This window comes from Arthrobacter sp. B3I9, from assembly GCF_030816935.1.
Taxonomy (GTDB): Bacteria; Actinomycetota; Actinomycetes; order Actinomycetales; family Micrococcaceae; genus Arthrobacter.
This window is the reverse complement of the sequence record NZ_JAUSYO010000001.1, coordinates 1,991,845-2,016,956: the sequence shown is the minus strand read 5'-3', so window position 1 is coordinate 2,016,956 and position 25,112 is coordinate 1,991,845. Positions and strand designations below refer to the sequence as shown.

The 25,112-nt window shown below is 64.4% G+C and carries 22 protein-coding genes; 14 read left to right on the top strand and 8 right to left on the bottom strand.

From position 1 onward, the window contains the following. Positions 1–104 precede the first annotated feature (104 nt). A complete protein-coding gene (locus QFZ65_RS09450; protein WP_306909860.1) occupies positions 105–2,234 on the bottom strand; it encodes a hypothetical protein in 2,130 nt (709 codons plus the stop codon). 164 nt (positions 2,235–2,398) lie between these two features. On the opposite strand from QFZ65_RS09450, the gene QFZ65_RS09445 reads away from it, so the two are divergent. The 3 genes from QFZ65_RS09445 to QFZ65_RS09435 all read left to right on the top strand — a co-directional run bounded on the left by QFZ65_RS09445 (position 2,399) and on the right by QFZ65_RS09435 (position 4,642). Further along, on the top strand, positions 2,399–3,232 hold the full coding sequence (locus QFZ65_RS09445; protein ID WP_306909858.1) for an alpha/beta fold hydrolase: 834 nt from the start codon (positions 2,399–2,401) through the stop codon (positions 3,230–3,232). A gap of 593 nt (positions 3,233–3,825) precedes the next feature. After that, complete coding sequence (locus QFZ65_RS09440) at positions 3,826–4,146, top strand: GYD domain-containing protein (protein WP_306909857.1); 321 nt, start codon at positions 3,826–3,828, stop codon at positions 4,144–4,146. Positions 4,147–4,441: 295 nt separating this feature from the next. Beyond that, positions 4,442–4,642, top strand: coding sequence for a hypothetical protein (locus QFZ65_RS09435; RefSeq protein ID WP_306909856.1), 201 nt, complete (start codon positions 4,442–4,444; stop codon positions 4,640–4,642). A gap of 83 nt (positions 4,643–4,725) precedes the next feature. On the opposite strand, the gene QFZ65_RS09430 is transcribed toward QFZ65_RS09435, so the two are convergent. The 3 genes from QFZ65_RS09430 to QFZ65_RS09420 form a co-directional block, all read right to left on the bottom strand. Then, positions 4,726–4,998, bottom strand: coding sequence for a hypothetical protein (locus tag QFZ65_RS09430; protein WP_306909855.1), 273 nt, complete (start codon positions 4,996–4,998; stop codon positions 4,726–4,728). Between the two features lie 832 nt (positions 4,999–5,830). Next, entirely contained in the window at positions 5,831–6,484 is a 654-nt protein-coding gene (locus QFZ65_RS09425; protein WP_306909854.1) for a hypothetical protein, read from the bottom strand. Between the two features lie 633 nt (positions 6,485–7,117). After that, positions 7,118–7,435 carry a hypothetical protein gene (locus QFZ65_RS09420; RefSeq protein ID WP_306909853.1) on the bottom strand — a complete coding sequence of 106 codons (318 nt, stop codon included), beginning with the start codon at positions 7,433–7,435 and terminating at the stop codon, positions 7,118–7,120. Between QFZ65_RS09420 and QFZ65_RS09410 the strand changes: the two genes are divergently transcribed. Together QFZ65_RS09410 and QFZ65_RS09405 are read left to right on the top strand one after the other, a co-directional pair. Beyond that, entirely contained in the window at positions 7,435–8,487 is a 1,053-nt protein-coding gene (locus QFZ65_RS09410; RefSeq protein ID WP_373427639.1) for a haloacid dehalogenase type II, read from the top strand. The two genes, QFZ65_RS09420 and QFZ65_RS09410, sit on opposite strands and share 1 nt — an antisense overlap. Before the next feature lie 151 nt (positions 8,488–8,638). Continuing rightward, the gene (locus tag QFZ65_RS09405; RefSeq protein WP_306909852.1) at positions 8,639–9,247 is read left to right on the top strand and encodes a hypothetical protein; all 609 of its coding nucleotides are present in this window, start codon (positions 8,639–8,641) and stop codon (positions 9,245–9,247) included. Between the two features lie 130 nt (positions 9,248–9,377). Here the strand turns inward: QFZ65_RS09405 and QFZ65_RS09400 are convergent, their stop codons facing one another. The 3 genes from QFZ65_RS09400 to QFZ65_RS09390 form a co-directional block, all read right to left on the bottom strand. Next, positions 9,378–11,591: a catalase gene (locus QFZ65_RS09400; RefSeq protein ID WP_306909851.1), complete on the bottom strand. Its 2,214-nt coding sequence runs from the start codon at positions 11,589–11,591 to the stop codon at positions 9,378–9,380. Between the two features lie 195 nt (positions 11,592–11,786). Next, positions 11,787–12,620, bottom strand: a complete 834-nt coding sequence (locus QFZ65_RS09395; protein WP_306909850.1) for an aldo/keto reductase — start codon at positions 12,618–12,620, stop codon at positions 11,787–11,789. A 39-nt stretch (positions 12,621–12,659) separates the two neighbouring features. Beyond that, positions 12,660–13,781, bottom strand: coding sequence for an L-dopachrome tautomerase-related protein (locus tag QFZ65_RS09390; protein ID WP_306909849.1), 1,122 nt, complete (start codon positions 13,779–13,781; stop codon positions 12,660–12,662). Between the two features lie 540 nt (positions 13,782–14,321). Between QFZ65_RS09390 and QFZ65_RS09385 the strand changes: the two genes are divergently transcribed. The 8 genes from QFZ65_RS09385 (at position 14,322) to QFZ65_RS09350 (ending at position 22,876) form a co-directional block, all read left to right on the top strand. After that, positions 14,322–15,155 (top strand): SDR family NAD(P)-dependent oxidoreductase, encoded by an 834-nt coding sequence (locus tag QFZ65_RS09385; RefSeq protein ID WP_306909848.1) that lies wholly within the window; start codon positions 14,322–14,324, stop codon positions 15,153–15,155. A gap of 120 nt (positions 15,156–15,275) precedes the next feature. Next, positions 15,276–15,695, top strand: a complete 420-nt coding sequence (locus tag QFZ65_RS09380) for a hypothetical protein (RefSeq protein WP_306909847.1) — start codon at positions 15,276–15,278, stop codon at positions 15,693–15,695. A 116-nt stretch (positions 15,696–15,811) separates the two neighbouring features. Then, entirely contained in the window at positions 15,812–16,375 is a 564-nt protein-coding gene (locus tag QFZ65_RS09375; RefSeq protein WP_306909846.1) for a hypothetical protein, read from the top strand. A 119-nt stretch (positions 16,376–16,494) separates the two neighbouring features. Further along, positions 16,495–17,748 (top strand): glycoside hydrolase family 26 protein, encoded by a 1,254-nt coding sequence (locus tag QFZ65_RS09370; RefSeq protein WP_306909845.1) that lies wholly within the window; start codon positions 16,495–16,497, stop codon positions 17,746–17,748. Positions 17,749–18,124: 376 nt separating this feature from the next. Next, the gene (locus QFZ65_RS09365) at positions 18,125–19,303 is read left to right on the top strand and encodes a PP2C family protein-serine/threonine phosphatase (protein ID WP_306909844.1); all 1,179 of its coding nucleotides are present in this window, start codon (positions 18,125–18,127) and stop codon (positions 19,301–19,303) included. A gap of 255 nt (positions 19,304–19,558) precedes the next feature. After that, complete coding sequence (locus tag QFZ65_RS09360; RefSeq protein WP_306909843.1) at positions 19,559–20,395, top strand: alpha/beta fold hydrolase; 837 nt, start codon at positions 19,559–19,561, stop codon at positions 20,393–20,395. A gap of 169 nt (positions 20,396–20,564) precedes the next feature. Continuing rightward, the gene (locus QFZ65_RS09355; RefSeq protein ID WP_306909842.1) at positions 20,565–20,828 is read left to right on the top strand and encodes a hypothetical protein; all 264 of its coding nucleotides are present in this window, start codon (positions 20,565–20,567) and stop codon (positions 20,826–20,828) included. 380 nt (positions 20,829–21,208) lie between these two features. After that, positions 21,209–22,876, top strand: coding sequence for a phosphodiester glycosidase family protein (locus QFZ65_RS09350; RefSeq protein WP_306909841.1), 1,668 nt, complete (start codon positions 21,209–21,211; stop codon positions 22,874–22,876). 367 nt (positions 22,877–23,243) lie between these two features. Here the strand turns inward: QFZ65_RS09350 and QFZ65_RS09345 are convergent, their stop codons facing one another. Next, positions 23,244–23,612, bottom strand: coding sequence for a hypothetical protein (locus QFZ65_RS09345; RefSeq protein ID WP_306909840.1), 369 nt, complete (start codon positions 23,610–23,612; stop codon positions 23,244–23,246). A 311-nt stretch (positions 23,613–23,923) separates the two neighbouring features. Here QFZ65_RS09345 and QFZ65_RS09340 point away from each other — a divergent pair, with 311 nt between their 5' ends. Beyond that, positions 23,924–24,511 carry an alpha/beta hydrolase gene (locus QFZ65_RS09340; protein ID WP_306909839.1) on the top strand — a complete coding sequence of 196 codons (588 nt, stop codon included), beginning with the start codon at positions 23,924–23,926 and terminating at the stop codon, positions 24,509–24,511. The last annotated feature ends 601 nt before the right edge of the window (positions 24,512–25,112 follow it).

Here is a 25,112-nt window from a genome sequence, read left to right as displayed (position 1 = left end):
ACGGCGGCGCGAGATGGTGGTGGGTGGCCCTCAGCGAAGACGTCATCCGGCGCCCAGAGGATGTAGCGGCGGCGACTAATGGGAAAGCAAACGACGCGGGGCTTTCAGGTTATCCAGGAATTTGTGATGCGTGAGTCAGGGAGGTAGACGCAGTAAGTCCCCGTCCGGATGGCCCGCTCGAGGTGCTCACCCAATGTCGGGTCGTACTTACCGATCCGGACCATGGCATGGCGCACCGCCCGGGTCACGCTGACGCGGGCGCGTTCCGACGCGGAACCGGCGCGCCGGCCACGCCCGCTAAGCCCGACAGCGCGCGACATCTCGCGGATGAGGAAGTCACGTTCCGCCTCCGCCTGGACAACGCGTCCGGTGTCGCTCATGAGGCGGGCCTCCTCAAGGTCCTCATCGATCTCCGCAAGCCGGCGACGGTAGGCGCTCTTGGCCTGGGCGTCGAGCAGAGCACCAGCGTCACCCCATCCGGAAGGCGACAGCTCCGGATCATGCGTACCAGGACGGGTCGCGGCTGGATCCACCCCGCTCGACGCGAGGTCGAGCACGTGGAACTCCCGACCGGGATGCGCGAGGAGCCGCGCGAGATAGTGCAGGCCCTTAAGATCACGCAGCGCAATAAAGTGATCCTCGAACGAGATGGACCAGTAGTCGCCCTCCCTGCGAAAGGTGTTGAGGTCTGACTTGCGGTCGCCGGCGTGCCTCTCCCCCGCTGGCGACGACGGTACCGGCCCGGTAGGGCTGCCGGCCAGAATCTTCCGGGGCATAGCCCCTGCGGTGGACACGGTGCGGTCAGTTTGACGTCCTGCTCCCGGGTTTTCGACGGCCGCGCTTGCTGCTCCCAGCTCCAGGTGCGCACCGGCCTCATCCCCCGCCGCGCGATGTGCATGTGCAAGCCCGGTGCGCGCCAGCGCGACCTCGTAGGGAGCCCCCACGAGGCTCCACAGCCGGACGGCAGTCTGGAACGCCTGCCGGGCACCCGCCACCTCGCCAGCTGCCAGCCGCACTCGTCCGTCTGCCATGGCCGCACCGGCCGCTAGTGCTCTGCTCTCGAACCGTGCGGCTACCCGCGCAAGTTCGTCCGCCGCGTCGCGGGCACCGACGAGGTCTCCGGCCGCCACCTCGATCTCGACCCGCGCGGCAAGAAGCGGAGCCCGGCGCAGGTCGGTGTTCGGCGGCAGCTCCCTGGAAGGGACGGTCAGCGGATGTTCGAGCGCGTCCCGGATGGATGCTGATGCCAAAGCCACTTCACCCTGAGCCAGCCGCACCAAGGCCAGTCCCGGCTCCGGATCCCAACCGGCCTCGCGAGCTGCGAGGAAGGCCTCCTCCGCACCCCGCAGATCGCCCATCTGGAACCGGACACGGCCCAATTCGGTGAGCGGCCACCCGAACTCGCGTCGGAGGTAGGGTCGGAGCTCCGCACACGCCGCCAGCGCCACCCGCTCCGCCTCGGCTGACGAACCACGCAGCCGCAGGATCTCGGCACGGTGGACGCGGCAGCGCCCGTGGATGCTGCCGATACCGTTTCCGTGACGCCACCGCTCCATGGCGTCCGTCCACTCCTCGGCGAGGTCATACTGAGCCAGCCCCTGGAGCATGCACACCAGCTCGCAATAGACCATTCCCGTCGATATGGCATCGAGTTCACCGGAGACGGTGGCCACCGCTGCTTCGTCGACGAGTTCGAGGCCCCGGCGGACGTCGCCCTCCAGGATCACGGCATGCGCCTCTGCCACCCTGCCGAGGGCGGCTGCGGCCGGGTTGCAGGCAGAGCCCACCGCCACTGCCCTGCCGGCCCACTCATTGGCGGCGCGGATGTCGCCTATCATCAGGCGCTCGTAGCTCTTGATGACCGCCAGCCATGCGTGGACCGACGTCTCGTCGTACCCCACGAGGAGCCGCTCGGCCCGCTTGACCCACCCGCGGATCGGTGCCATCAGCGCGGTGTCCATCAGCAGGTGCAGGGCGACGCGCGCCGCCGCGCCGGCCGCCGCAATGGGATCGCCGAGGCGCATAGCCTCAGCATGCGCACGTTCCCACGCCTCGATCGTCGCGTCGATATGACCGGCCGCGTACGCGGCCTCGGCCAAAAGACCCAGGTCCTCCACTGAAAGCCGGACTCGGGAGTCCGCGCCGACGAGCAGGTCGTACGCCTGCGGCCATTCACCGCTCGAGGCGGCCCCGCGCGCTTGCTCCACCAGCGCCGCTTCGGCTGCGTCGTACATCGCTCACCGATCCTCAGGCATGCCCGCTCCGACCGGGTCCTGGCGTAACACCAGGGGTTACCCGGGTAACAGTCTTCCTCACGCATAGAGGTTTACCAAGCCTGATCCCTGGCAGCGGAATACGCCGCGAGCTGGGAGACAGGCCAATCACCAGGAGAATCCCCATGAACACGAACGTGACGAAGCTGCCTCAATCAGGTGCAGTGCAGACGAACGGGCAGGTGCTGTATTACGAGGTCCACGGTGAAGGGCCTGCCCTCGTTATGGTGATGGGGATCGGGTACGATTCGTCGCTCTGGACTTTGGCACAGGTCCCGGCCCTGTCCACGCAGTTCCGGGTGGTCTTGGTCGACAACCGCGACGCCGGCCGCAGCTCGGAAGCCAGCCGCCCCTACAGCATTGCAGACATGGCAGATGATCTCGCCGGCCTGCTCGACGCACTGGGGATTCAGCGGACCCATCTGCTGGGGCTCTCCATGGGCGGGATGATTGCCCTGGAGTTCGCCCTGCGACACGAGGACCGGCTGGATCGGCTGGTCCTCACCGGGACGGGAGCAGCGCCGGCACGGAGCGCCGTAGATCCAATCCAGATCTGGAGCTGGGTCAAGGCGAACGACGCGACCGGAAAGGTGTTTGGCGGCCAACAGCTCACGGCGCTGTTCTCCACGGCCTTCCTTCGGAACCACGAAGCGGTAAGGGACACCGCCGCGCTCCTCGCAAGCAATCCGTACCCGATGAGTCCCGGGGCGTACGGGCGGCAGGCGAAAGCCTACCTGCAGTTCGATGCCCTAGGTCGCCTGGGCGCAATCACAGCCCCAACCCTCGTCATCGCGGGTGAGCAGGACCTGCTGACACCTCCCTGGATAGCGCAGGAGGTCGCCGACGGAATCCCCGGCGCGCGGTTCGAGGTCATCCGAGGAGACGGGTCCTCGCACGTGGTGCCGATCGAGCGCCCCGACGACTTCAACCGCCTAGTTTCGGACTTCCTTGCCGAGTGACTCACCCGTCGCACGCCTCGCTCAAAACCCACGCATCTGACCGCCAACAATCCATCCGCCAGGCGAGCCTAGGGGCTCGGCAACAACAGGAGGCGCCGGAACTTCTACGACTATCGACCTCTGTGAACTCCGGACCGTGAACGTGGGGCCATGCATGGATGCCAAGAGACGCCGCAGCGTGGGAAGAGCGACGCCCTGGACGGAGGAAGGGCTGTCCCTGTCCGTCGCCAGGACCGAGGCCATTCGCGTGGCTGTACACATCCTCGAACTGGACCAGCAGCTGGCGGCCAATGAGAAGCAGCCGGACGAGCTAGTAAGGTCCGCGAGGCTGCACCCTTGCTGGAGGAGATAGAAGAGTCCACAGACTCCCTACCAGCATCGACGGCAACTCACCCATCGACGGCATTCACAACGTCAATGGGAAGAACAGCAGCGAGGCCGGGGGGTCCGCCACCGCCGTTGCCAAGGGAGTCGGTGAGGCCTACGATGTGCCCACAGCCCCACGCCAGGGACCATTTCCGGGACCCCTCCTCATCCGCTATCGGACAGCTCTTGGATGCTCGCGCCCCGGACATCAAGGACGGGAAAACACCATGACCAAGTATTTGTTCGAAGCGAACTACGTGGGCGAGGGGATCAAAGGCCTCATGCGCGAGGGTGGCACTAAACGCCGTGATGCAGTGGTCGAGGCTCTCAAATCCGTGGACGGCTCGCTGGATTGTTTTTACTACGCCTTCGGAGACACCGACGTCTTGGGCATCTTCGACATTCCGGAGCCTTCCAGCGCCGCGGCACTATCGCTCATGATCAATTCAACAGGTGCTGTAAGCCTAAGGCTAAAACCACTGATGAGCCCCGAAGACCTTGACGCAGCGGCCAAAAGGACGCCGTCGTATCGGGCCCCCGGTCAATAGGAATTATTCCTCCGCCGGCCCATCGACCGATGGTCATGGCCGTCAGAAAAGCTGCGTAGCCGAGGGAGGCGACTGCGGCCGAGGTGTGGTGGTCGCGAAGAATACGACCGCGACCCCACCCCAATCATCGCAAAGCGATGGCGGCCACTACCGTCACCGCCGCCAACACCGCGCCGGTACCGAACCAGCGGATCAACGCCGCAACGGCGGGCAACGCCAAAAGCGACCTACCGCCAATGACAGCAAGACGGCACCCAGTTCGGCGGTCAACTGCAACTCACCGCGAATTTGCGGAATGCCGGTCACCCAACTCGCGAACAACACACCGCTACCCACGAACGCCACCGCCGTGGCGTGCCGTGCCGCGGTGACGCTCGCTGACGTCGTACTAATGTGCGGTGCATTCAGTCCGTCCGTTGCCCGGGACGTGCAGTCGTCTTGGGGCGCGATCCAGGCCGAAACCGGCTGGACGGCGTGTGCCCGGCGGATGGCCTAGCCGAACGCGCCGCCCTGGGGCGGCGGATTGCAGTCATGAGGGGCCGCACGCCTCAAACGACATGCCAACACTGCGTCCCCGGGTCAGGTGCTGGGCTCGGGTTCGACCAGCGTCAAGATCGTGTCCGGGCGTACGCCGTCGAATTTCATGGCGTCGGCCGCTGCCTCGGACTCCATCATCCGCTGGAACGCGTCCAGGTTCGGGACTTCGACGATCAGTCCGACGCGGTGGGTTTTCCCCGGGTCGACAAATGTTCGAACAGTCATGCCCATAGGTCCGAAGAGTTCCTGGCGTCGCGGCGAGCCGAGCCAGTGGTCAACGTCGTCGACCTCATGGAAGATCAATAGAGTTGCCATCGTTGCCTCTGCTTTCGAAGGCGGTATCAGGAGCGGATTGGAAGGCAATCGCATTAGGAACTCCTGATCCAAGCAGAAATTACCACGGCCGCCCTATCTTCGATAGGCACCGAGAAATAGCGGCCTGAATCTTTCCCGGCGACTTCGTAAGTTCCGCCGGCGCGCTCCCCCGCGTCGCGCATCAGCGTGACCACATAGAGCGTCACGGCAAAGTGGCAGGAAATGCCACAACAGCTCCCGGTTTGCCGCGAGCATCGGTACCTTCGCCATCTCGCGGGGCGCCCGAGGCGGCACGACCGGCACGATCGCCGTCGAAGACCTTCTTGAAAGCTTAGTAATCCCGGACCGGATAACTGATCTGCACTATGAGCATGGTCGTTCCTTTCCCTCGGGCTGTGTCAGGATCACGATAGGCGGTCATGGCCAACCTGGCAGGGCCGGAGCGCGGCCGTGATTCCGCGCCGCCAGGAAGCACACTCCCGCGACGAAACCGAAGCCAAGCGGCCCCGGACGGTTGAGCCGAGTGCCGTGCCAAGGGATGCGGCCACCGGGCCAACTGAACAGCCGACGCCGACACCGGCCCGAACAAGCCGCCCGAGATCAGTGTCGGTTATCGAAGTTGCGCTCCCACGACCGTGGTGGCCGCGACAGCTTGGCACGGCGTTCTTGGGCGTCAGGCCCGTGGCCGTGGAGTTTCTGCAAGATCCTTGTCTCTGCCTGCTCTTCACCAGGACCTTCAGTGGTCGGTTGCGGTTTCCGCCACCTGTCCTCTTCCGCTGTGGCGCAGCGCAGCCAAACGTATCGCTTGGTTATGTCTCCTCCTCGTCGGCCGTCAGTTGGGCGCCGGGAGCGGCACAGGGTCAGGTGTCGTGGAGGACGCAAGGGGTGCACGAGGGCCGGCAACGGGCAACGTGAGCAGCCAAAGCGCAAGCCAGAGCACCGACGCTGCCAGCACAGCAAGTGCCACGTCGAGGGCAATCTCGGGTACCAGATTGCGTAACCCGATGGGAATCGTGGCGAGTGCATAGGCAACGGTAGGAATCCTCAGGGCTGTTTCATCATTGAAAAGCGCGATGCAAAACAGCAACGAACCGACTAGGAACACTACCGAAGCAACCAGGAACGCGCTCCCCAGTGGACCCGAACGCAAGGCAGTGATGGTTGAAGCGTCGAGTCGTGCGAATACCAAGTTGATCACCCATTCGGTTCCCGTGACCGCTACCAGTCCAATCAGGTTCACGGCGACGGCGATCGCCGAAAACCATCCAGTCCTCCGCAGCGCGGCCTGAGCGATCCCGATAATCAGGACAATCGCGAAGGCCTGCGCCAACGGCGCTATCAACTGGGTGAGAGGACTGAGGGGTATGAATCCGGCACGCTTGCCGGCATTGACGAAGAGGATTACAGCCGCAAGTATGCCTGCGATTGCTGCAAGTTTGAGTGGAAAGGTGGTGGAACCGCGCCTAGACGTAATCACGGATGACATTTAGTTCTCCTTATGACGCTCCGAATAAAACCAGCCGGACTAATAGGCTTTGACTCAGGGCAACCCGGCAGAAAACGCATCAGCCCTCCGGACGGATCTCCTTTAGGTTGGAACCTTCAGCGTCCATGGAGATGGATAGTGCCGTGCCGCCCGTGAGTCGGGAAGGTCGCCGCTGGCGAACGCGGGTGCTGAAGACGCCGGTTACCGACCAGGGGCAGCGCTGACTGAGCCGGCGCTTTCCCGACGACCGAGCCGGACAGGTTGCATTCAGTCCGGCAGCCAAGGCGAGGACGGTACCCGCTCGGATCGGTCCGGTGATCCCCTGGCTAAGGGGCTGACGAGCGGCGAGAAACGATCTCGCCTCATTGGACGGGGCCCAGCGTCGCAGCTCTGCGCTGGTAGAGCGGCCGTGTCCCAAACGACGGGGAGCACGCGGCACTTTCTTTTTAGCACCGACTGAGGCCCATCGTCCTCCCCACTGCCGCGACCCGCCAATAGTGCCGCTCGCGCGGAGCGTGATCTTCGCATGGAGATGCTGTTGCAGTCTCGTATCTCAGTCGACAGTTCTTCGGCCGCACTTTAACCAGCCCTCTTGCCCCCCAGCGCTGGTGCGCGCCGTCGTTAGCGACAACATCAAGTCTGGCATTTGGCGGATCGGATACCAGTGCGGAAGGCATTCACGTAGGCGGCAGGCTGCTGACCCCATCCCGTCCAAGTTCCGTTCATTTCCGGGGCGAACCGGACCACGAACCGCGTGTCCAAGGAGACGTTCAAGTCCTGAAGCACCTTCGCGAAAGTGTCCGCATCGGTGCTGGTCAGGGAGGCAAGCGCTGGGCGTCGTTCCAGCGTCACCAGCACTATTGCGCCCTTACCGGCGGCCTGCCGGGCAAACTCGTGCAGCATCTCCTCTTCGTCCGGCGTGAGCGGGTACCCGGTCGCGGTGCCGAACACTGACGGGGCTGCGCCCAGAGATTGTCCGCCGGGCGGATCAGATTGAACTCGTGGACATTGCCCCGGAACTTCTCCTGGAACGGTTGTCTGCCGGAGGCATCTATCCAGCAGAGATGATAGATGCTGCCCTCGCCAACGAGTTCAGGCTCGGTAACCTTTTCGCGCTGCGCCAGATCGCCTTGATTTGGCTGGGGAACTTGGGAACTTCTAAAAACTGCCAGCGGTGTAGCTTGGGAGCAGGAGACGCCGAGCACAGCGACGCCGATACAACAGCGACACGGACGCAGGAGAACGCCGGCATGAGCACCCGCCCCTACGTTTCCCCGTCGACCGGTACCCAGATCCGGGCCGTCCTTTTCGACGTCTTCGGGACCGTGGTGGACTGGAGGACCGGAATCATCAAGGACGTAGGCACCTTCACCGCTGCCCACGGGCTAAACCTCAACGAGGAACAATTCGCGGACGACTGGCGGGGCCTCTACCAGCCGGCGATGGAGACGGTACGCTCGGGCAGCCGCGGGTACACGTACCTCGACGTGCTGCACCGGGAGAACCTGGTACGGGTGCTGGAGGACCACGGCGTTGACACGCAGGCGCTGACCGGGGACGACGTCGAACGCCTGAACCGCGCTTGGCATCGGCTGCCGGCATGGCCGGACAGTGTCAGCGGCCTAACGGCCATCCGTAGGACCTACATCGTCGGCCCCCTCTCCAACGGCAACACCTCGCTGCTGCTGGACATGGCCAAACGTGCAGGCCTGCCGTGGGACGTGATTATCGGCTCGGACCTGACCCGGGCCTATAAGCCGGCTCCTGCTGCTTATCTACGCACCGCTGAGATCCTCGGGGTGGCCGCCGGCGAACTGATGCTGGCCGCCGCTCACAACACCGACCTTGATGCCGCGCAGCATGCGGGCCTGGCCACCGCCTTCGTCTGCCGGCCGACCGAGCACGGGCCGGCTCAGGTGAGTGACCTCGCACCGACCGGCTCGTGGGACATCCTCGCCACGAGTATCGACGACCTCGCCGTACAACTCTCATGCCAGCGATGACTGGCGTTCAGCTGCCTACTCCGTTGCCGTTGCGCGCGGCATTCAGGCAATAGCTGCGGCACGGCCCCGAGCGGAATAGTCGGTCCCCAGCGCGGGTTGTGTCGATGAACGGACCCGTTCGCCGCCCTACAGGAAGCATCCAGTCGCCACCATGAGCCCTTCACCCACGAACACCTTGTCTGAACTGCTGGCCGGCGCCGACGCCGCTGGACATGACCACGCAGCCACGGAGGAGAACAGCGGCCTGCAGCACATCCACAACCACGCCACTGGGGCGATCGTGTGGTTTCCCACTTGGCAGAAGTTCCGCCTGACCAGCGACTGGGCGGATGCCGTCGCGGAGCAGGAGGCCCGTCTCGACGCCGCCACAGCTGAAGGAACGCCGCTCCAGGATGTAGTCTCTGCGTTGCTGGCGGATCGGCTTGAGTCCCTGCTGGAACGGGCTGCGCAGTCTCCCGACGCCAATGTCTTTGTGCAGGACAACCTCACGCCCCACCTGACCGAGACCTGGGCCATCGCCGACGCCGTAGCCCGGACATCCGGCACTGGACTCCCCACGGGAACACCGCCTGATGCCTTTTCGGGCTACCCCTATCACGTGTACGCCCAGGACGGCGGGGCATTCGCCACGGCACTCTGGAATGATGTGATCGATGCCCGCCGCCACCGCGCCCTCGCCGAAGAGGCCGCCCGAAAGGCCCTGAAGCCGGTGTCCCGCAAGGCGCTGAAGAACGCCGCAAGGAAGGCAGCGCGGCGCTAACTCCGCGAAGGGTACCTGACGGTACCTTGGCCCAGGAGGTTTCCAGTCGATACAAAAGGGAGGCGCCCGGCGGGCTCCTCCCTTTTGTGTGCTCCGTCGACTTTGCGTGCTCTAGCGACTGCCTTTGTTGCTAGGCCCCGGTTGCCGGGAAGCGGTCCCAGGCCCGGTGGGCCGCGAGCAGGTCCGTGAGCTGTGCCACGACGTCGTCAGCGTCATCGCCCAGGACGATACCTGCAGCGCCTTGCGGGATGCCGGCCGAGTCGAGGCAGGCAGCGGCCGGTCCCATGCCACCGATTGCCTTGGCATGCCGGTACATCTCCGAGAGCAACAGAACAACGCGCGGGTCCAGCGATGCCCCCGGTTCCCCGGCTTTGGCGTCCCGTCCCTGTGCGGCGTCCTGTGCCGGTGCGCCGGAGGCGGCGACGATGACGGCGTCGAACTCGATCGAACGAGCGGTGAGATAGGTCCGCTGGACCGTGATGCCGCTTTCGGGCCCGCCAAGGAATCCACCGGACGGTGCGATCACAAGCGGGACAATGCCGGCAGCGTCCAGGGCAGTTTGGGCAGCGCGGACAGCGTCCAGGTCGCTGTCCTCGTCGGCCAGGATGCCCACGACGCGGCCGACGACCGGCCAGGAGCCGCCTATCTGCGAGACCGCCGGGCTCGGTGCCGCATCCTCAACCTGTTCGGTGGCCTCCGGGGCCGGCATGCCGAGCCCGGCAGCGACGGCGGCACACAGGGCGGGGTCGATGTTGGCCAGCGCCAGCAACTGGCGTTGCCGGACCGTTTCCTCGTAGCACTTGCCCAGCTCGAAGGTGTACGCCTGAATCACATGGTCCTGCTCCACAGGCCTCAGGCTGCGGAAGAACAGCCGCGCCTGGCTGTAGTGGTCATCGAAGGATGCCGGTGACTTGCGCTCCTTGACCGCTTCGGCGATGTGCTCCGGCACTTCGATGAAAGCGCCGAGGTCGGCCCCGGCCAGGAACGGGCACCCGCCGTCCAGCGAATTCGGGTGGTACGGCGCAACCCCGCCGTGGACCGCGGTCTGGTGCATCCCCTCGCGGAACATGTCGTTGACCGGCGCGTGCGGCCGGTTGATGGGAATCTGGCTGAAGTTAGGTCCGCCAAGCCGGCTGATCTGGGTGTCGATGTAGGAGAACAGCCGCACCTGCAGCAGCGGATCGTTGGTGACGTCGATGCCCGGAACCAGGTGGCCGGGGTGGAAGGCGACCTGCTCGGTCTCGGCGAAGAAGTTCACCGGGTTGGCATTAAGTGTCATGACGCCGACCGGCTGCACCGGGGCGAGCTCTTCCGGAACGAACTTCGTCGGATCCAGCAGGTCGATGCCCTCGAAGAACTCCTCTTCGGTGTCCGGAAAGACCTGCACGCCCAGTTCCCATTCCGGGAACGCGCCGGCCTCGATCGCGTCCGCAAGGTCCCGCCGGTGGAAATCGGGATCCATGCCGTTGATGAGCTGTGCTTCCTCCCAGAGCAGCGAGTGCACGCCCTGCTTGGGCTTCCAGTGGAACTTCACCAGGCTGGTCTTACCCTCGGCATTGGCCAGCCGGAACGTGTGGACGCCGAAGCCCTCCATGGTCCGGTAGGAGCGCGGCAGGGCGCGGTCGGACATGTTCCACATGGTGTGGGCCTGGGCTTCGGTGTGCAGCGAGACGAAGTCCCAGAAGGTGTCGTGGGCGCTCTGGGCCTGCGGAATTTCCCGGTCCGGGTGGGGCTTCGCGGCGTGGACGACGTCCGGGAACTTGATGCCGTCCTGGATGAAGAACACCGGGATGTTGTTGCCGACGAGGTCGAAGGTTCCTTCGTCGGTGTAGAACTTTGTGGCAAACCCGCGCGTGTCCCTGACCGTGTCGGCCGAACCCCGGGAGCCCAGCACCGTGGAGAAGCGGACGAAGACGGGGGTCTCGACGTCCTTGGCCAGGAAACCCGCCCGCGTGATGTTGGCGGCCGTCCCGTATGAACGGAACACGCCGTGCGCGCCGGCGCCGCGGGCGTGGACGACGCGCTCCGGAATACGTTCGTGGTCGAAGTGGGTGATTTTCTCGCGCAGGTGGTGGTCCTGGAGCAGCACGGGGCCGCGCCGACCGGCCTTCAGCGAATGGTCCGTGTCCGGGAGCCGAAGCCCCTGGGCAGTGGTGAGGTAGGCGCCGGACTGCGCTCGGGAGTTCGCCGGCGCACCGGTGGGACTGCCGGTCGGCGACACGGCAACAGGACCCTGCTGGTCGGGCTTGGGCGGAAGCGGCTCCCGCGGCGTGGTGGGTTCTTCCAATGTGGGCGGTTCCACCGACGGCGCGCCGGGAATGTGGATGGTTGGCTCTGCTGGCATGGGACGACTCCTCCGGGTTAGGCCAAACTTTGCCCCGGCGGCGGCGCTCCTATGGCTCCGCAACCGAAACTAAGCGTGCTTAGCACCCTAAGTGACTGTTGTCTCTCAGACAACAAATGCGTCCTGAAATTACGCCGCTGCGGCCAACGAAGGTTAAAGCGGCGCGGGTCCGGAATTGAGTTCCGAAGGGCTCGCCTAGAGCACCTCGAGCATGTGTTTGCGGGTGGGCGGGGGGTGCGCGCGATCCAGGTCAGCCAGGTCGCGGGGCGTGAGTTGAACGTCGAGGGCACGGTGGCATTCCCGGACATGGTGCGGGCTTGAGGCTTTCGGAATCGCCATGACGAGCGGCTGCCTGAGCACCCAGGCGAGGCCGATCTGCGCGGGGCTGGCACCGTGTTCCGTTGCGATGCGGAGCAGCACGGGATCGTCCAGCATCCGGCCCTGCTCCAGGGGCGAGTACGCCATCACCGGGATGCCCCTCCCGACGCAGCGGGGCAGCAGATCGAACTCGATGCCCCGGCGGGTCAGGTTGTACAGCACCTGGTCGGTCGCCACCTTCTGTCCGCCGGGCAGGCATATGAGGTCTTCCATGTCCGCCACGTCGAGGTTGCTGACGCCCCAGTGCCGGATCTTTCCGGCGCGCTGCAGGTCTTCGAAGGCTTCGAGCGTTTCCGCCAAGGGAGCGACGCCGCGCCAATGCAGCAGATATAGGTCGATGCTGTCCGTGCCGAGGCGACGCAGGCTGTCCTCGCAAGCTGCGACGGTTCCGCGCAGCGTGGCGTGATGCGGCAGGACCTTGGTGACCAGGAACGCTTCGTTGCGGCGTGCTGCCAGCGCCCTGCCGACCAGTTCCTCGGCGGCGCCGTTGCCATACATTTCGGCGGTATCGACCACGGACATCCCTAGGTCCAAGGCCATCTGGATCGCCGCCGTCTCGCGCGCGGCGTTGCCGGGGTACTCACCCATCCCCCACGTTCCGATCCCGAGCACCGGGACAGCCTCACCGGACGGAAGAAGTATCTCGCGCATCGTAACTCCCGTCAGAAATGCCGGTTCCCGTACTTCCGGTCAGCGCAGCAGCACCGGCTCGCCATCAACCCGAATCCGGAACAGCGTGTAGGGCTTAACCCGCAGGTCTTCGCCATTCTGATAATCCGACTGCCGATGCAGTTGGTTCGCGGTCACATAGAGATAGCCGTTGCGGGCCAGCGAGAGGGTGTCCGGCCACAACAAGCGGGGATCGTGTGCCACCGTCTCCCAGGCTCCGTCGGAACTGGACGCCCAGCGGAGGACGGCGTTGTGCTCGTAGTTCGTCGCGTAAACGTAGCCTGCCGCATCCGATTCGAGCCCATCACCCGCGCCGCCTTTGTCCCCCTCCTCTGTGACGGTGGCCGCGACGGCATCATCGTCGAGTAAACGGTCCACGAGTGCATCAGTTGCCACACTGTAAAGCCGACGGCTGGCGAGTGGACAGTAGTACAGCCGTCCGCCGTCGCTGCTGATGGCGATGCCATCGGAGCCCATCGCTATCGCGGGCGCGACAGAGCCGTCCGGTTGACGATTCAGCACGGGCCGCCCCTCAACCACGGGCACGAAACCAGGCAATTCTTCCGGTTTCGTCGAGGGATGGTCGTGCAGCCTCCGCCAACTTTCGCCAGTGGCCAGATCGGCGACCACGATTCCGTTCGGCCCCTGGTCCGAGGAATCGGTCATGTACGCGATACCCTCCTGTCCGCGCCTGAGATCGAAGCGGACATCGTTGAGGTAGCTGGTCGACGAGGCCACGTCCTCGGGAAACACAATGGTCTTCACCACTGTGTCCGTTGCCAGGTCGACGCAGACCAACTTGGGACCGCCATGCTCCGCCGGTTGGAACAACGGCCTGCCGGTGTCCAGGATCCATAGCCGGTTTGCCGGATCCACCACCACGCTTTGCACGGAGACCAAGGTGCCCGCCAGATTATCCGGATCGCTCCGGTTGATCTCCAGGTTCGGGTAGGCAACCGTCTCGCCGTCGACAACCTCGGCAACGCTGTACTCCACGTCGTCGCCCCATTTGGGATAGTTCACAAAGATTCGGCCCTCGTGCGATACCGTGACGCCGGTTGGCATCGCCCCATGGAAGTGAGCAACCTCCTCCAGCTGGCCCAGAGGCTGCTCAGCGGGGAGCTCCTGCATCTGATCAGTCATGACTTACCTCTTCCGGTCGTCTTCTTGCAGTCTCTGTTCACGTAAGCGTTCAAGGGATCCCCCTTAGGGGAGTTGGTGGGCGATCACATCCACGGGTTCGACGTCGGGCGGCTGAGTGAACAGCTCCTCTGCCCGGGCCATCAAAGCGGCTCCGAGGCGTCCCCAAGGTGGGCCTGCCGCGCCGCGGAATTGTCTACCCGAAGACGGGTGGCCACCAGCCACGGGATTCCGGCGATGATGCCGGCCCGCGGCATGCGCGCGTACGCCTACATGGGCCGGTGTTTGCTGCCGGCGGCATACGTGAGCGTCGACATCGGGAGCACCCCGGCGGATCGCTATTACAACCAGGGATGCCAAGCACCTACATTCTAAACAAGCTTAGTAATGAGGCAACAGGGGGTAGCACGGGTAACCCGCGTGTGGCCCGATCGTACTGCTTCAGGCAGCTGCACGGGCCCCTAGATCCGTGGAAGGCGGTCCGTCCGGGATGTACGATAAGCCCCGCTGGCCAGGCGCGACAGTGAATCCAAGGAGGCAGGAATGAAAACGGCATCGTTGAAGGGCAAGGTCGCCATCGTCACCGGCGGCGGACGCGGACTCGGGCATGCGATGACACTCGGCCTGACCCGCGCCGGCGCCAGCGTCGTCATCTCGGCCGCGCGCCAGGCGGACGAGATCGGCAAGGTTGCTGATGACATCAACGCGATGCTCGGCGAGCGCCGCGTGCTGGCGCTGCAGGCGGACGTAACCCAGGAAGCCGATTGCCGGCGCCTGGTCGATGAAGCAATCGCTGCCTTCGGCGGGCTTCACATCCTGGTTAACAACGCCGGTCGCGGCATGAAATATGTGAGCCCGGCCTTCCTGACCGAACCGACGCGGTTCTGGGAGGTCGACACCGACACCTGGCGGACGATCGTCGATACCAACGTCAACGGTCCGTTCCTGATGGCCAGGGCGGCCGTGCCGCCCATGTTGCGCCAGCGCTGGGGCCGCATCATCAATATCACGATGAACCATGACACCATGCGCCGCGCCGGCTTTTCGCCATACGGCCCATCCAAGGCCGCGCTCGAGTCCGAAACCGTGATCTGGGCCCAGGACCTGGCCGGATCCGGCGTCACCGTCAACGGCCTGCTGCCCGGCGGCGCCACCGATACCGGCATGATCCCCGACGGCGTATCCGAGGCGGTGCGCCGCCAATTGCTGCGGCCGGAAGTGATGGTCGAGCCGCTGCTCTGGCTGGCCTCGGAGGCCTCCGCGGACATCACCGGCACCCGCCTGGATGCTGCGCGCTGGGACAGTTCCCTGGCGCCGGAACGGGCTGCCGCAGCCGCGCTCGAGCCGGCAGGCTGGGCCAACCAGGCTTCGCACTGACCGGCCAGCCGATGCCGCGGGCCCTGGCAGTGTCACCCCGGGACGCGGCTGACAACTGGAGTGTCAGGTTGGCGTCAGGCGTTCCTGTCTGAAGCAGTGCTGCTGGGCTAGGATCGCAGCATGCAGCGCAAGGGCCTGTTTCTGTCCATGCTTGGGATGCTGATCGTCGTGGTCAGCGTCGCCCTGGCGAGCTGCGGATCCAGCAGCACTGTCTGCCCTGCGGTCGGGTACGGCTACACGGGCGATGTGGAACTGGTGTTTGCCCACGAGCCCCAGTTGGTTGCTGCCTGCTTCGGAGAGGGCTGCACGCCGGCCGCCGTGACCAAGAGCCCAGACGGTCGATGGCTGGTGCCGCAGTCCGCGCCGTACCTGGTGCCGCCCGTAAGTGTCACGTCAATCTACGTGGAGGCGGTTGGCGCTTCCGGTGCCCGCATGGCACGCGTCTTGCCCATCGAGACGGAGCCAACCGGGGAGCACCCGGACGGGCCCGGATGCGGCGGACCGTTCCGGTTCAAACCCGTGCCGGTGCCGGCTGGCTGAGAACAGATGGCCCTGCAGGTCCGCTCACCTGGGCCGAACGTACTTATTGACGATCTCGGTCCCGCACCGCAGGCTTTTGAGGCAACACCTAATGGGGGTCAATGAAACGCCTGCGTATGTCGGTCATCGTTCTTGTGTCGCTTCTCGGGATCGCCCTTTCAGGATGCCAGCCGAACCCGGGGCAGCTTCCCACCGAATCGCCGGCGCCGGCGGCCAGCGCAGCGGCGGGCACTCCGTCCTCATCTGAGTTCGGTGCCGTCATCCAGGCGGCAGTCGAGGACCGCAACGGAACTGTCCTCGATACTCCACCGGCCCCGCGCTTGCCCGATGGGCAGACGACGCCGGCCTACCGGGCCAAGCACGTGCGGGACCTACCGGTGGTCGCACGGTCGAAGGCCGGATTCAAGTCACACGGTTTCTGGTACACATCCTTTTCGACGACCGTGACCGTGGAGTCTGTCCACGTGGACGGCCCGGCAGCGTCGGTCCACTTCAAGGAGATGACGGCGCTATACCAAGCATCGGCCGCGCATGGACCCAGCGACGTCCCGGAGAGCTACTCGTTGCCGCAGACCGCGACCTTCAAGGCAGCCGCGCAGGGCTGGCAGCTGGACAGCATCACACCTTCGATACACAACGGCGGTCTGCCGATGTCCGTCGTTGATGATTGCTGCCCATAGACCAACCCCTTCAGGAGGGAGGCGCCGTCAGAGGATGAAATGCGGCACCGATTTGAGAATTAGGATTGCTGCAGCAATAGATCAAATAAGTCAGTGGGCGTATGTCAGGGGAAAAACGTATGGGGAGCAGCAACATTCAGCGGAAAATTGATCCGGAGGCCCGTAACGCTATCGTTCTTGCGGCAGTTGCCGCTTTAGTTGCGGCCGGGATTGGCGGCGGCGGAATTTACTCGGACCTCTCGAAGCGCGCGCGAGATCAAAAGAGCGCAGCAGCCCAAACCGCATCGCCTGCTCCTGCCTGCCACCTGCCCGACAGGAGTGAACTCGTGCCAGCAAGCGGTGCCTTGTTCGGGGTGAACCTTGACTGGCACAATAAACCCCTTGCTGCCTACGCTGCGGATCTGGGACACAAACCCGCGGTCACCGTTTCTTTCACCAGTTTCCCCTACACGGACCAAGAAAAAACCGACCTCCAAAGGGCCGTAGAGCAGATCCGGACCAGCGGACTGATCATGCTGCTGACCTTGGAGCCGACCAACGGCCTGACATCCGTTACTGCCCAATCCGCCGCCGACCTTGCAACAGATCTTTCAAAGTTCAACGCCGACGGCGTCCCCGTAATAGTCCGGTTCGCACACGAAATGAACGGCTCCTGGTACCCCTGGTCGCAGCAACCAGAGCTTTACATCAGTTCCTTCCGGACCATAGCCGATGCAATACACACCCGAGCGCCCGGCTCGGCAACGATGTGGGCGCCAAACTACGGGGGCGGATACCCATTTGCGGGCGGCCAGTACGAAGCTAAACCCGGCTCCCCCGAGTTCACCCTTTTAGACACGGACGCGGACGGCGCCCTGACCATGAACGATGACCCTTACGCTCCTTACTACCCAAGAGATGACGCGGTGGACTGGGTAGGAATGTCCCTCTACCACTGGGGCTCAAAATACCCCTGGGGCGACAACGAACTGCCCGAGCAGGGCAAGTTCGCCAATCAACTCACGGGCAACTACGTCGGCGCCAATGGGAACGACAGCCTGCTCCCGGACTTCTATCAAATCTACGGTGAGACACACAACAAACCCGTTGCAATCCCGGAAACCGCCGCTCTTTTCGCCCCCGACGCCGGTGGTGAAAGTGAACTGGCGATGAAGCAGGTCTGGTGGAGCCAACTCTTCGACCCCGCAACGGCCACACGGTTTCCACAACTCAAGATGATCAACTGGTTCGAGTGGGACAAAAACGAAGCGGAGGTTAAGGGAAGGGTGGACTGGACGGTCACCAACACGCCAGCCGTCCGTGAGGCCTTCAAAAGTGCCATGCCAAACTGGCTGCACTACGGGCCATCCCAGGCCTGCGCACCCGGCAACTGACTACCACCAGCGGGCGGACCTGATAACCGGCTCCCCTTCGGCCGGGAAGAGTGTCGTAGATAGGGCCCCGGCAACGCTTCATTTTGGAGAGCACTTGCGACAGCCGGCCACCATCCCCACGAAACAGGGCCCCCTCGCCCACGCCACAGACGAGAAGACCGCCGCCACAACCAGCCCGAACACCGTACCTGACGCCCCCTGCTATTCTTCCCCAGCTCCTCACTTCGACTGCGTCTTCAGCGGTTGCGGTCTCGCGCACATACGATGATCAGGCAACTTCCTATTGGTGGGGCAACAGACCCGTGTGCCCGTTGAACACGGTGACCCCGGTACGGGGCATCGCAGCAGCAGGGTCTATTAGACGAGGACCAGGAACATGAAGGACGTATCGACAGCAGAAGCCGACGGGGAGCGGGCTCGAGTTCGTGCACTGCACTCCCTGGAGCTGATGGGTACCGCTCCGGAAGAGCGGTTCGACAGGATTACCCGGATCGCGCGCGAACTGTTCGACGTCCCGGTCGCTGCAGTTAACCTTCTTGACGAGGAAGAGCTGTTCATCAAGTCGCGTACCGGCCCCGGCTCGAGGACCATGAAGCGGTCCGACACGTTCTGCGACGTCGCAATATCCAGCCCGGACCTGCTCGTCGTCGAGGACGCCGCCGCTGACCCCCGCTTCGCGTCCAAACCGGATGTCAGCGGCGGCAAAGGCGTGCGCTTCTACGCCGGGCGCCCCTTGAGTATCAGTGGCGGGCACCTCGTGGGGACTCTTTGTCTCTTCGACACGAAGACACGCGAGCTTAGCCTCGACGACCGGCGGATGCTTGATGAGCTCGGGGCCTGGGCGGAGGGGGAGCTTCGCGATTCCATGGATCTGGACCGCGCCCATGACGTCCAGCAGGCCCTCCTGCCGGCATCCAGCCCCGGAGCTCCCTCGTATGAAGTCGCAGGTCTCTGCCTTCCGGCCCGGAGGGTGGGCGGCGACTTCTACACCTGGAAAGAAAGCAGCGGGACCCTTGACTTGACCCTGGCCGACGTCATGGGCAAAGGGACAGCAGCGGCACTGATGGCCGCCACTGTCCGGGCAGCGGTTCATTCCGCGGGCAGCAGGGAGCCGGCTGCAGCCTTCGATCAGGTGGCCCGGGACCTGGAGCACGACTTGAATGTCACGGGAATCTTCGCCACGGCCTTCCAGGCGCAACTGGACCTACAAACCGGAGAGTTGCTCTACGCCGACGCTGGACACGGCCTGACCTTGGTGGTGGCACCCGACGGCAGCTACCGCCAGTTGCGGGCAAAAGGCCTGCCCCTCGGTCTGGGCGGACCGGGCAGCTGGCAGACAGGCGCGACCACCCTCAACCAGGGAGACGTGCTGGTTTCCTTCACCGACGGGGTCCTCGACCTCTACGACGGCACCTTGAAAGCACTCGATGAGGTAGCGGAACTGGTCAGCCGACATCCCGCACCCTCGGCACTGACGAGCGCCTTCCGGGCCCTGGCGCAGACGGGTGAACAGGACGATGACATCACGGTCGTCGCGCTGCGGCGGGTCGCGTAGTCGGTCACGCACCCCCTGCGGCGCCACAGTACAGCGGCAGCCTTGCCGCCGCAGGCTGCCGGAGCACGTTGGGCGTACCGCTGGAACTGCGACGCGATGCCAAAGCCGTCCTGAAGTTCTTCGCCTCGACGGAGTGTGCGGCTGAAGCGGCTGCGGGGAGGTTTCTGAGGATCACCGACGGTCTGGGATTCTCTATTTTGCGATAATAGTATCTGGGACGGGACGCGACCCTACGTCAAGGGGAACAGTGAGGGTATGGTCAAAGCATCAAGTGAGGCAGTTGCGGCGGTTATCCGTCGGAACAATGTCACCATCTCTGGCCGGGATGATGGACAGGTGGTGATGTTTGCCCACGGTTTTGGCTGCGACCAGGCCATGTGGCGGAAGCTGCTGCCCTATTTCGTTGATGACTACCGGCTGGTGCTTTTTGATCATGTTGGTGCAGGACTCTCCGATATCAGCGCCTACGATTGGGACAAGTACGGGTCCCTGGATGGGTATGCGTCCGACCTGCTGGAGATTTGTGCCGCCCTTGAACTTGAGGACGTCATCCTGGTGGGCCACAGTGTCAGCACGATGATCGCCGTGATCGCGGCAGTGCGGGACCCCGACCGTTTCTCCCACCTGGTCCTGCTTGCTCCTACACCCCGTCATACGGATGACCCGTACGACGGCTATGTGGGCGGGTTTTCGCGGGAAGACATCGAGGCCCTGCTGGTATCTCTGGACAGCAACTATTTCGCCTGGGCCGCGGCCTTGGCGCCCGTGGTTATGGGCAACCCGCAGGAGCCGGAATTGGCGGAGGACCTGCGCCTCAGCTTCTGCCGGACAAATCCGTCCATCGCGCGGCACTTCGCCGGGGTAACTTTCTTTTCCGACACCCGCCCTGAACTGAAAAAGGTGCGCACCAGCTGCCTGATTCTGCAGTGTTCCGACGATCGGCTTGCCCCGCCGGTAGTGGGCGCCTACCTGCACAAGAATCTGGAACACAGCACCCTGGTGCAGCTTCGGGCCACCGGACACTGCCCCCACGTCAGCGCCCCGGAGGAAACCGCCCGGGAGATTCTGCACTACCTCCAGACCCGCTCATAACTGGCGCCGCCAGCCCAACAACGCTCGCTTACAGGCCTTCTTCCTTCAGGCACCTTGCGGGTGCCTGATAACAGATAATGATGGCCGCATGCCGCCGTCGGACCTGTGGACCGCCCGACGGAAATCGTGCAGGACTGAACCTGCAACGTGAGCCGCGCATCGTGGGTGCATGAAGGGCCTCGGGCCCGCCTTTTTCACCAAGTGGCTCTACTTCGCCGCCTACGACGACCCGGAACAGTACGACCGGTGCCCTCCGCTTATTCTTGACGCCGGGGTGGCCAAAGCACTGGGCTGGCCACCCGTGTCCGGACGCTGGCCTTCGAGCGCCTATGCGGAATACCTGGATACGGCGACCCTGATCAATGCGGCTTGGTGCCCGTCCAGTTCTCGTCATGTCGTGGACTACGCACTGTTCAAGATCGGCGGGAGATGACTGGGCAGAGATCGCCGTGATTCTATGGGCGTGGTCGAACCACATGAGCGCGGTGTGGCCAGACAGGCGATGGGTGCCGGTCCCAGCGTGTCACCAACCTACATAGGGCAGTTGCACCGACTTTGAATCTGTCCGTGCAACTGCCCTTCTTGTGGTCTGTCTTGTATTGCTACGGTGAGAGTTCCTCGAGGACGCGGCCTTTGCAAAACAGGCCCTCGGGGAAGTTCCTTATCAAGCTAGAGTCTGTGAGGCACCGATGGTGCGGGTGCACGAACGACACAGGAGCAAGCGTGGACCTGCGGTGAACATATAGCGAAGACACTGTGAACTGCGGCGTGTGGGTTGGGACCCGCTTCCCCGGGCGCCGTAGCGTCGCGGTCATGATCACACCCAATCATCGTTTCCCCAGGGCTTCCATCACCGCCCTGGCCGTTGCCCTGCCTGTTGCCTTCCTTGCCCCCGCCGGCGCCTCGGCGGCACCGGACACTGCACTCCAGGCTGCTGCCGTCACCCCGGACCCGTCAGCCAAACTCGACCTGGGCTCTCCCGACCTCCCGGAGTCCCGCACCGTCACCACGTTGGCCCCCGGCCTGACCCGGACATCCATCACCCGGGGAACCCCCAACCAGGACTTCTTCTGGACCGCTGAGGTTGCCGTTCCGTCCACATCGCCCGATCCGGACGCGCCGGCGTCAGCCCTGTCCCCCCAGGCACAGGCACAGAAGGTCGCCGACAAGCTCAACGCCGCAGGCGTTGTTGCCCGCGTCGAACATGTCCAGTCGCCGCAGCTGGCCGACGCCGGAGGGGATCTCGGCTACCGCGTGCGTGCCGGACACTTCACGGCCAAAGCCGATGGGGGAACGACCGTCGCCCAAATCCAGGCGGCCGGTTACAAATCCTCGGTGATCTACACGGGATGGGACGGTGACGAAGGCTCCAGCGAGAACGATCACGGCCCGTGGAAGCTGGAAGTCCTCACGATCGACCCCAAAGAATTCCGCGGTGACCTAACCTCCTCCTTCGGCCCCAACCTTGAGGACCGGGAAAAGACCAGCCAGCTTGCGGCGGGCTCGGGCGCCCTCGCTGCCACCAACGGCGGCTACTTCGTTATGGACCCCGGCGCCGGGGCCGAGGGCGATCCCGCCGGCGCGGCAGTGCACGACGGCAAGGTCCTCAGCGAGCCCGTTGGGGACCGGCCCTCCCTCGTCATCGGAGCCAAGAACGAGACCTCCATCCAGCGCCTGCACTGGCACGGCACGGTCACCGCCCCCGGCAACACAGCAGCGCTCCCTCTGGACGGCTTGAACCGCGTGCCCGGCCTCATCCGCAACTGCGGCGGCACCGACGACACCCCGACGAACCTGCCGCTGCACGACTTCACCTGCACCGACGCGAACGAGATCGTCACCTTCACCCCCGAGTTCGGCGCCTCGACACCGTCAGGTCCCGGACTCGAAGCCGTCCTCGACGCCCACGGCACGGTCACCGCCGTCAACAGCACCCGGGGCACCGCCGTCCCGGCCGGCGGCCACACCCTGCAGGCAATCGGAACCGACGTCGACAAGCTCGCGGCCCTGGCGAAACCCGGCTCCAAGCTGAAGATCGACACAGACCTCCTCAACGAGGGCGGAAAACCCCTCAAGACCAGCGCCACCACGGACGTCGTCAACGGCGGACCGACCCTCGTCCAAAACGGGGAACTCAACGTGACGGCCAAGCGCGACGGCATGGTCCGCGCCGGCGACAGCAACTCCTTCTTCTACGGGTGGGTGCACAAGCGCAACCCCCGCACCTTTGCAGGCGTTGACGCCCAGGGCCGCACCCTCCTGGTCACAGCCGACGGGCGCCAGACGACGTCGCTCGGACTGAGCATCAAAGAAGCTGCGGACGTGGCCCGCTCACTGGGTATGGTCAACGCGATCAACCTCGACGGCGGAGGATCAACGACCATGGTCCAGGGCGGCCAGGTCGTGAATTCACCGTCCGACGCGACCGCTGAACGCCCGGTGGGGGACGCACTCCTCGTTTTGCCCGGCCGCAAAGGCTAGGACCGACCAAAGCCCCGCCCTCGGCACCCGCTGCCGCGGGCGGGGTTTTCTGCGTCCGGGAACGGCACACTAGCCGGGTCGGAGATCTCGACAGTTCCGGTGTCGGCACCGGGTATCCCCCTGGCTGACTGACACTACCTGAGCCCCTGCGGTAGAGGCAGGCACCGCCGCGTGGAAGCCAGGAAGACCGCTGTTCAGGAAGCTGTGCCGGGCTGGCGCACCGGAAGGAAGCGGGGAAGGTGCCGGCTTTCGGCAGAGACGTCTGCCCTCCCTGAATCATCAGAAAAGGCTTGAACTCCTCTGGCTTTGGGCTGGCTGCTGTTGTACGAGCGGAAGTGCATTGCGACCACCCGTCGGGCGCAGGTAGCTACTTGGTGACCGTGAGGTAGTACGTTGCCGTGATGGTTGACGGCGCTTGGCCGGGCTGCGTCAGGGTGCCACTGAATTTCAGAACGTGGGAGCCGGGGAGCAGGTTCTTGACGAGCGCAAAGTATCCGGAGTCCGCGCAGGGGTTCAGGAATCCTGCCGGCGCAGCAAAGAGGTTGTCGGCAGGCAGGTTCAAGCTGAAGACGGAGGATTGCTCGAAGCGGATCGTGTTCGGTTGCGGTGATCGGCCGTCGAGCGTCACGGAGAGGTTGCTCGCGCCGTTCTTGACGAAGGCGGACTGGGCCCGGACGAAGTCGACGGACTTGTTGTCGGTGGCGAATTCACGCTCTGTTGCCCCTGGCCGCCGCACGCACAGCTGAAGCGGAGGGCATCGGCCGATGTTCCGGTTCAATCAGCGGGGGTGCCCGACAGTCGTTCGGGATGCTTGGGTCTCTGCCGCGTTCCCGCCAGTATTCATCGCGCTGCCACAACGAAAAGCGAGTAGCCCAGATGCCGAAGACTGCCGTCCCCACAAAAAGAAAGGCCACCTTGGCCACCTGCCAAGGTAAGGAGTCGAACTGGCTTTCCCTGACCAGAACCGGCCTGACCGTGCGCCGTCGCACGTCGGCAGTCGTCGCTCTCATGACTGACGAACCTGCAAACCGTATAGAGTCTGTGCCCATGACCGCCACACCCACCGACGTCCCGGTTCAATCCGTCCAGCGCGTCGTCGTCGTCCACGGGTACGAATCGTCTCCGGACGCGAACTGGTTCCCTTGGCTTCAAAGCGTCCTCGAAGCTGACGGCATAGCAGTCACCGTCGTTCCTCTCCCCGACCCGGACGATCCTGACAAGGCAGCATGGGAGGACGCGGTCGGCGCGGCACTGGGAGTACCTGATGCGACAACGGTAGTTGTGGCTCATTCTCTCGGTGCGGTCACTGCCTTACGGGTCCTCGCGGCGCTGCCGGAGCCCTGGGAGCTGGGCGGTCTCGTGCTGGTCGCCGGCTTCACCGACCCACTGGAAGCACTGCCGGAACTCAATGGCTTTCTCGCAACTGACGTTGACGTTGAACGGGTGGCAACCAGCATTGGGGAACGAACAGTGCTCCGCTCCGACACGGATCCGTTCGTGCCGCCCGAAGCATCCGATGACCTCGCCAGGCGCCTGGGCCCACGTTTGCAGGTCCAGTCGGGTGCAGGACACTTCATGGCGGACGACGGCGTCACGAGGCTGCCGGCTCTCCTGGACGTGGTTCGGACCAAGTAGGGCTTCCGTGAAGTAGCCCCCGACTCCGTGGTGTTGGTTCGCAATGGGCCGCTGTCGATAGACGCCGAAGTGTCCCGAGGTTATAGTCGTCGCCCGACGGTCCGGCGTGGAAGGGGTCATCCGACAAGAGCTTGTCGAAAGCGAGCAGTGCACCGACCACGGTCTGCGCTGCGGCGAACCAGACCGTAAACTTCCACTAGCCACGAGCCATTCGCGGCCACTCCCTTGCGCCCCTCAGAAGTCGACATGAATCAGGCCTCCGGATGCTTCGGGTCTTTTGCCGCGTTCGCGCCGGTAGTCGTCACGCTGCTTCCGCACGAACTTCACGAAGTACGTCAACGCGCCCACCAACACAATCGCATACAGGGCTAAGAAGAAGACCACTCCCATGGTTCAGTGCGTGAGGCCGGCATCAACGCCCGTACAAGGGAAACGGCAATCCCCACAGCCGCCAGAACAGGGAACGCAAGCGGGATTCGCTGTCTTGCCGAGTGCTCATGGCCCATCCTAACCATTGCGTCCCGGCTGGCAATCGGACTCGGCTTATATCCTCTTCCTGGCGGTTCGCGTCGAGGATCTTTCGTAAGGCCCAAGGCTTGCC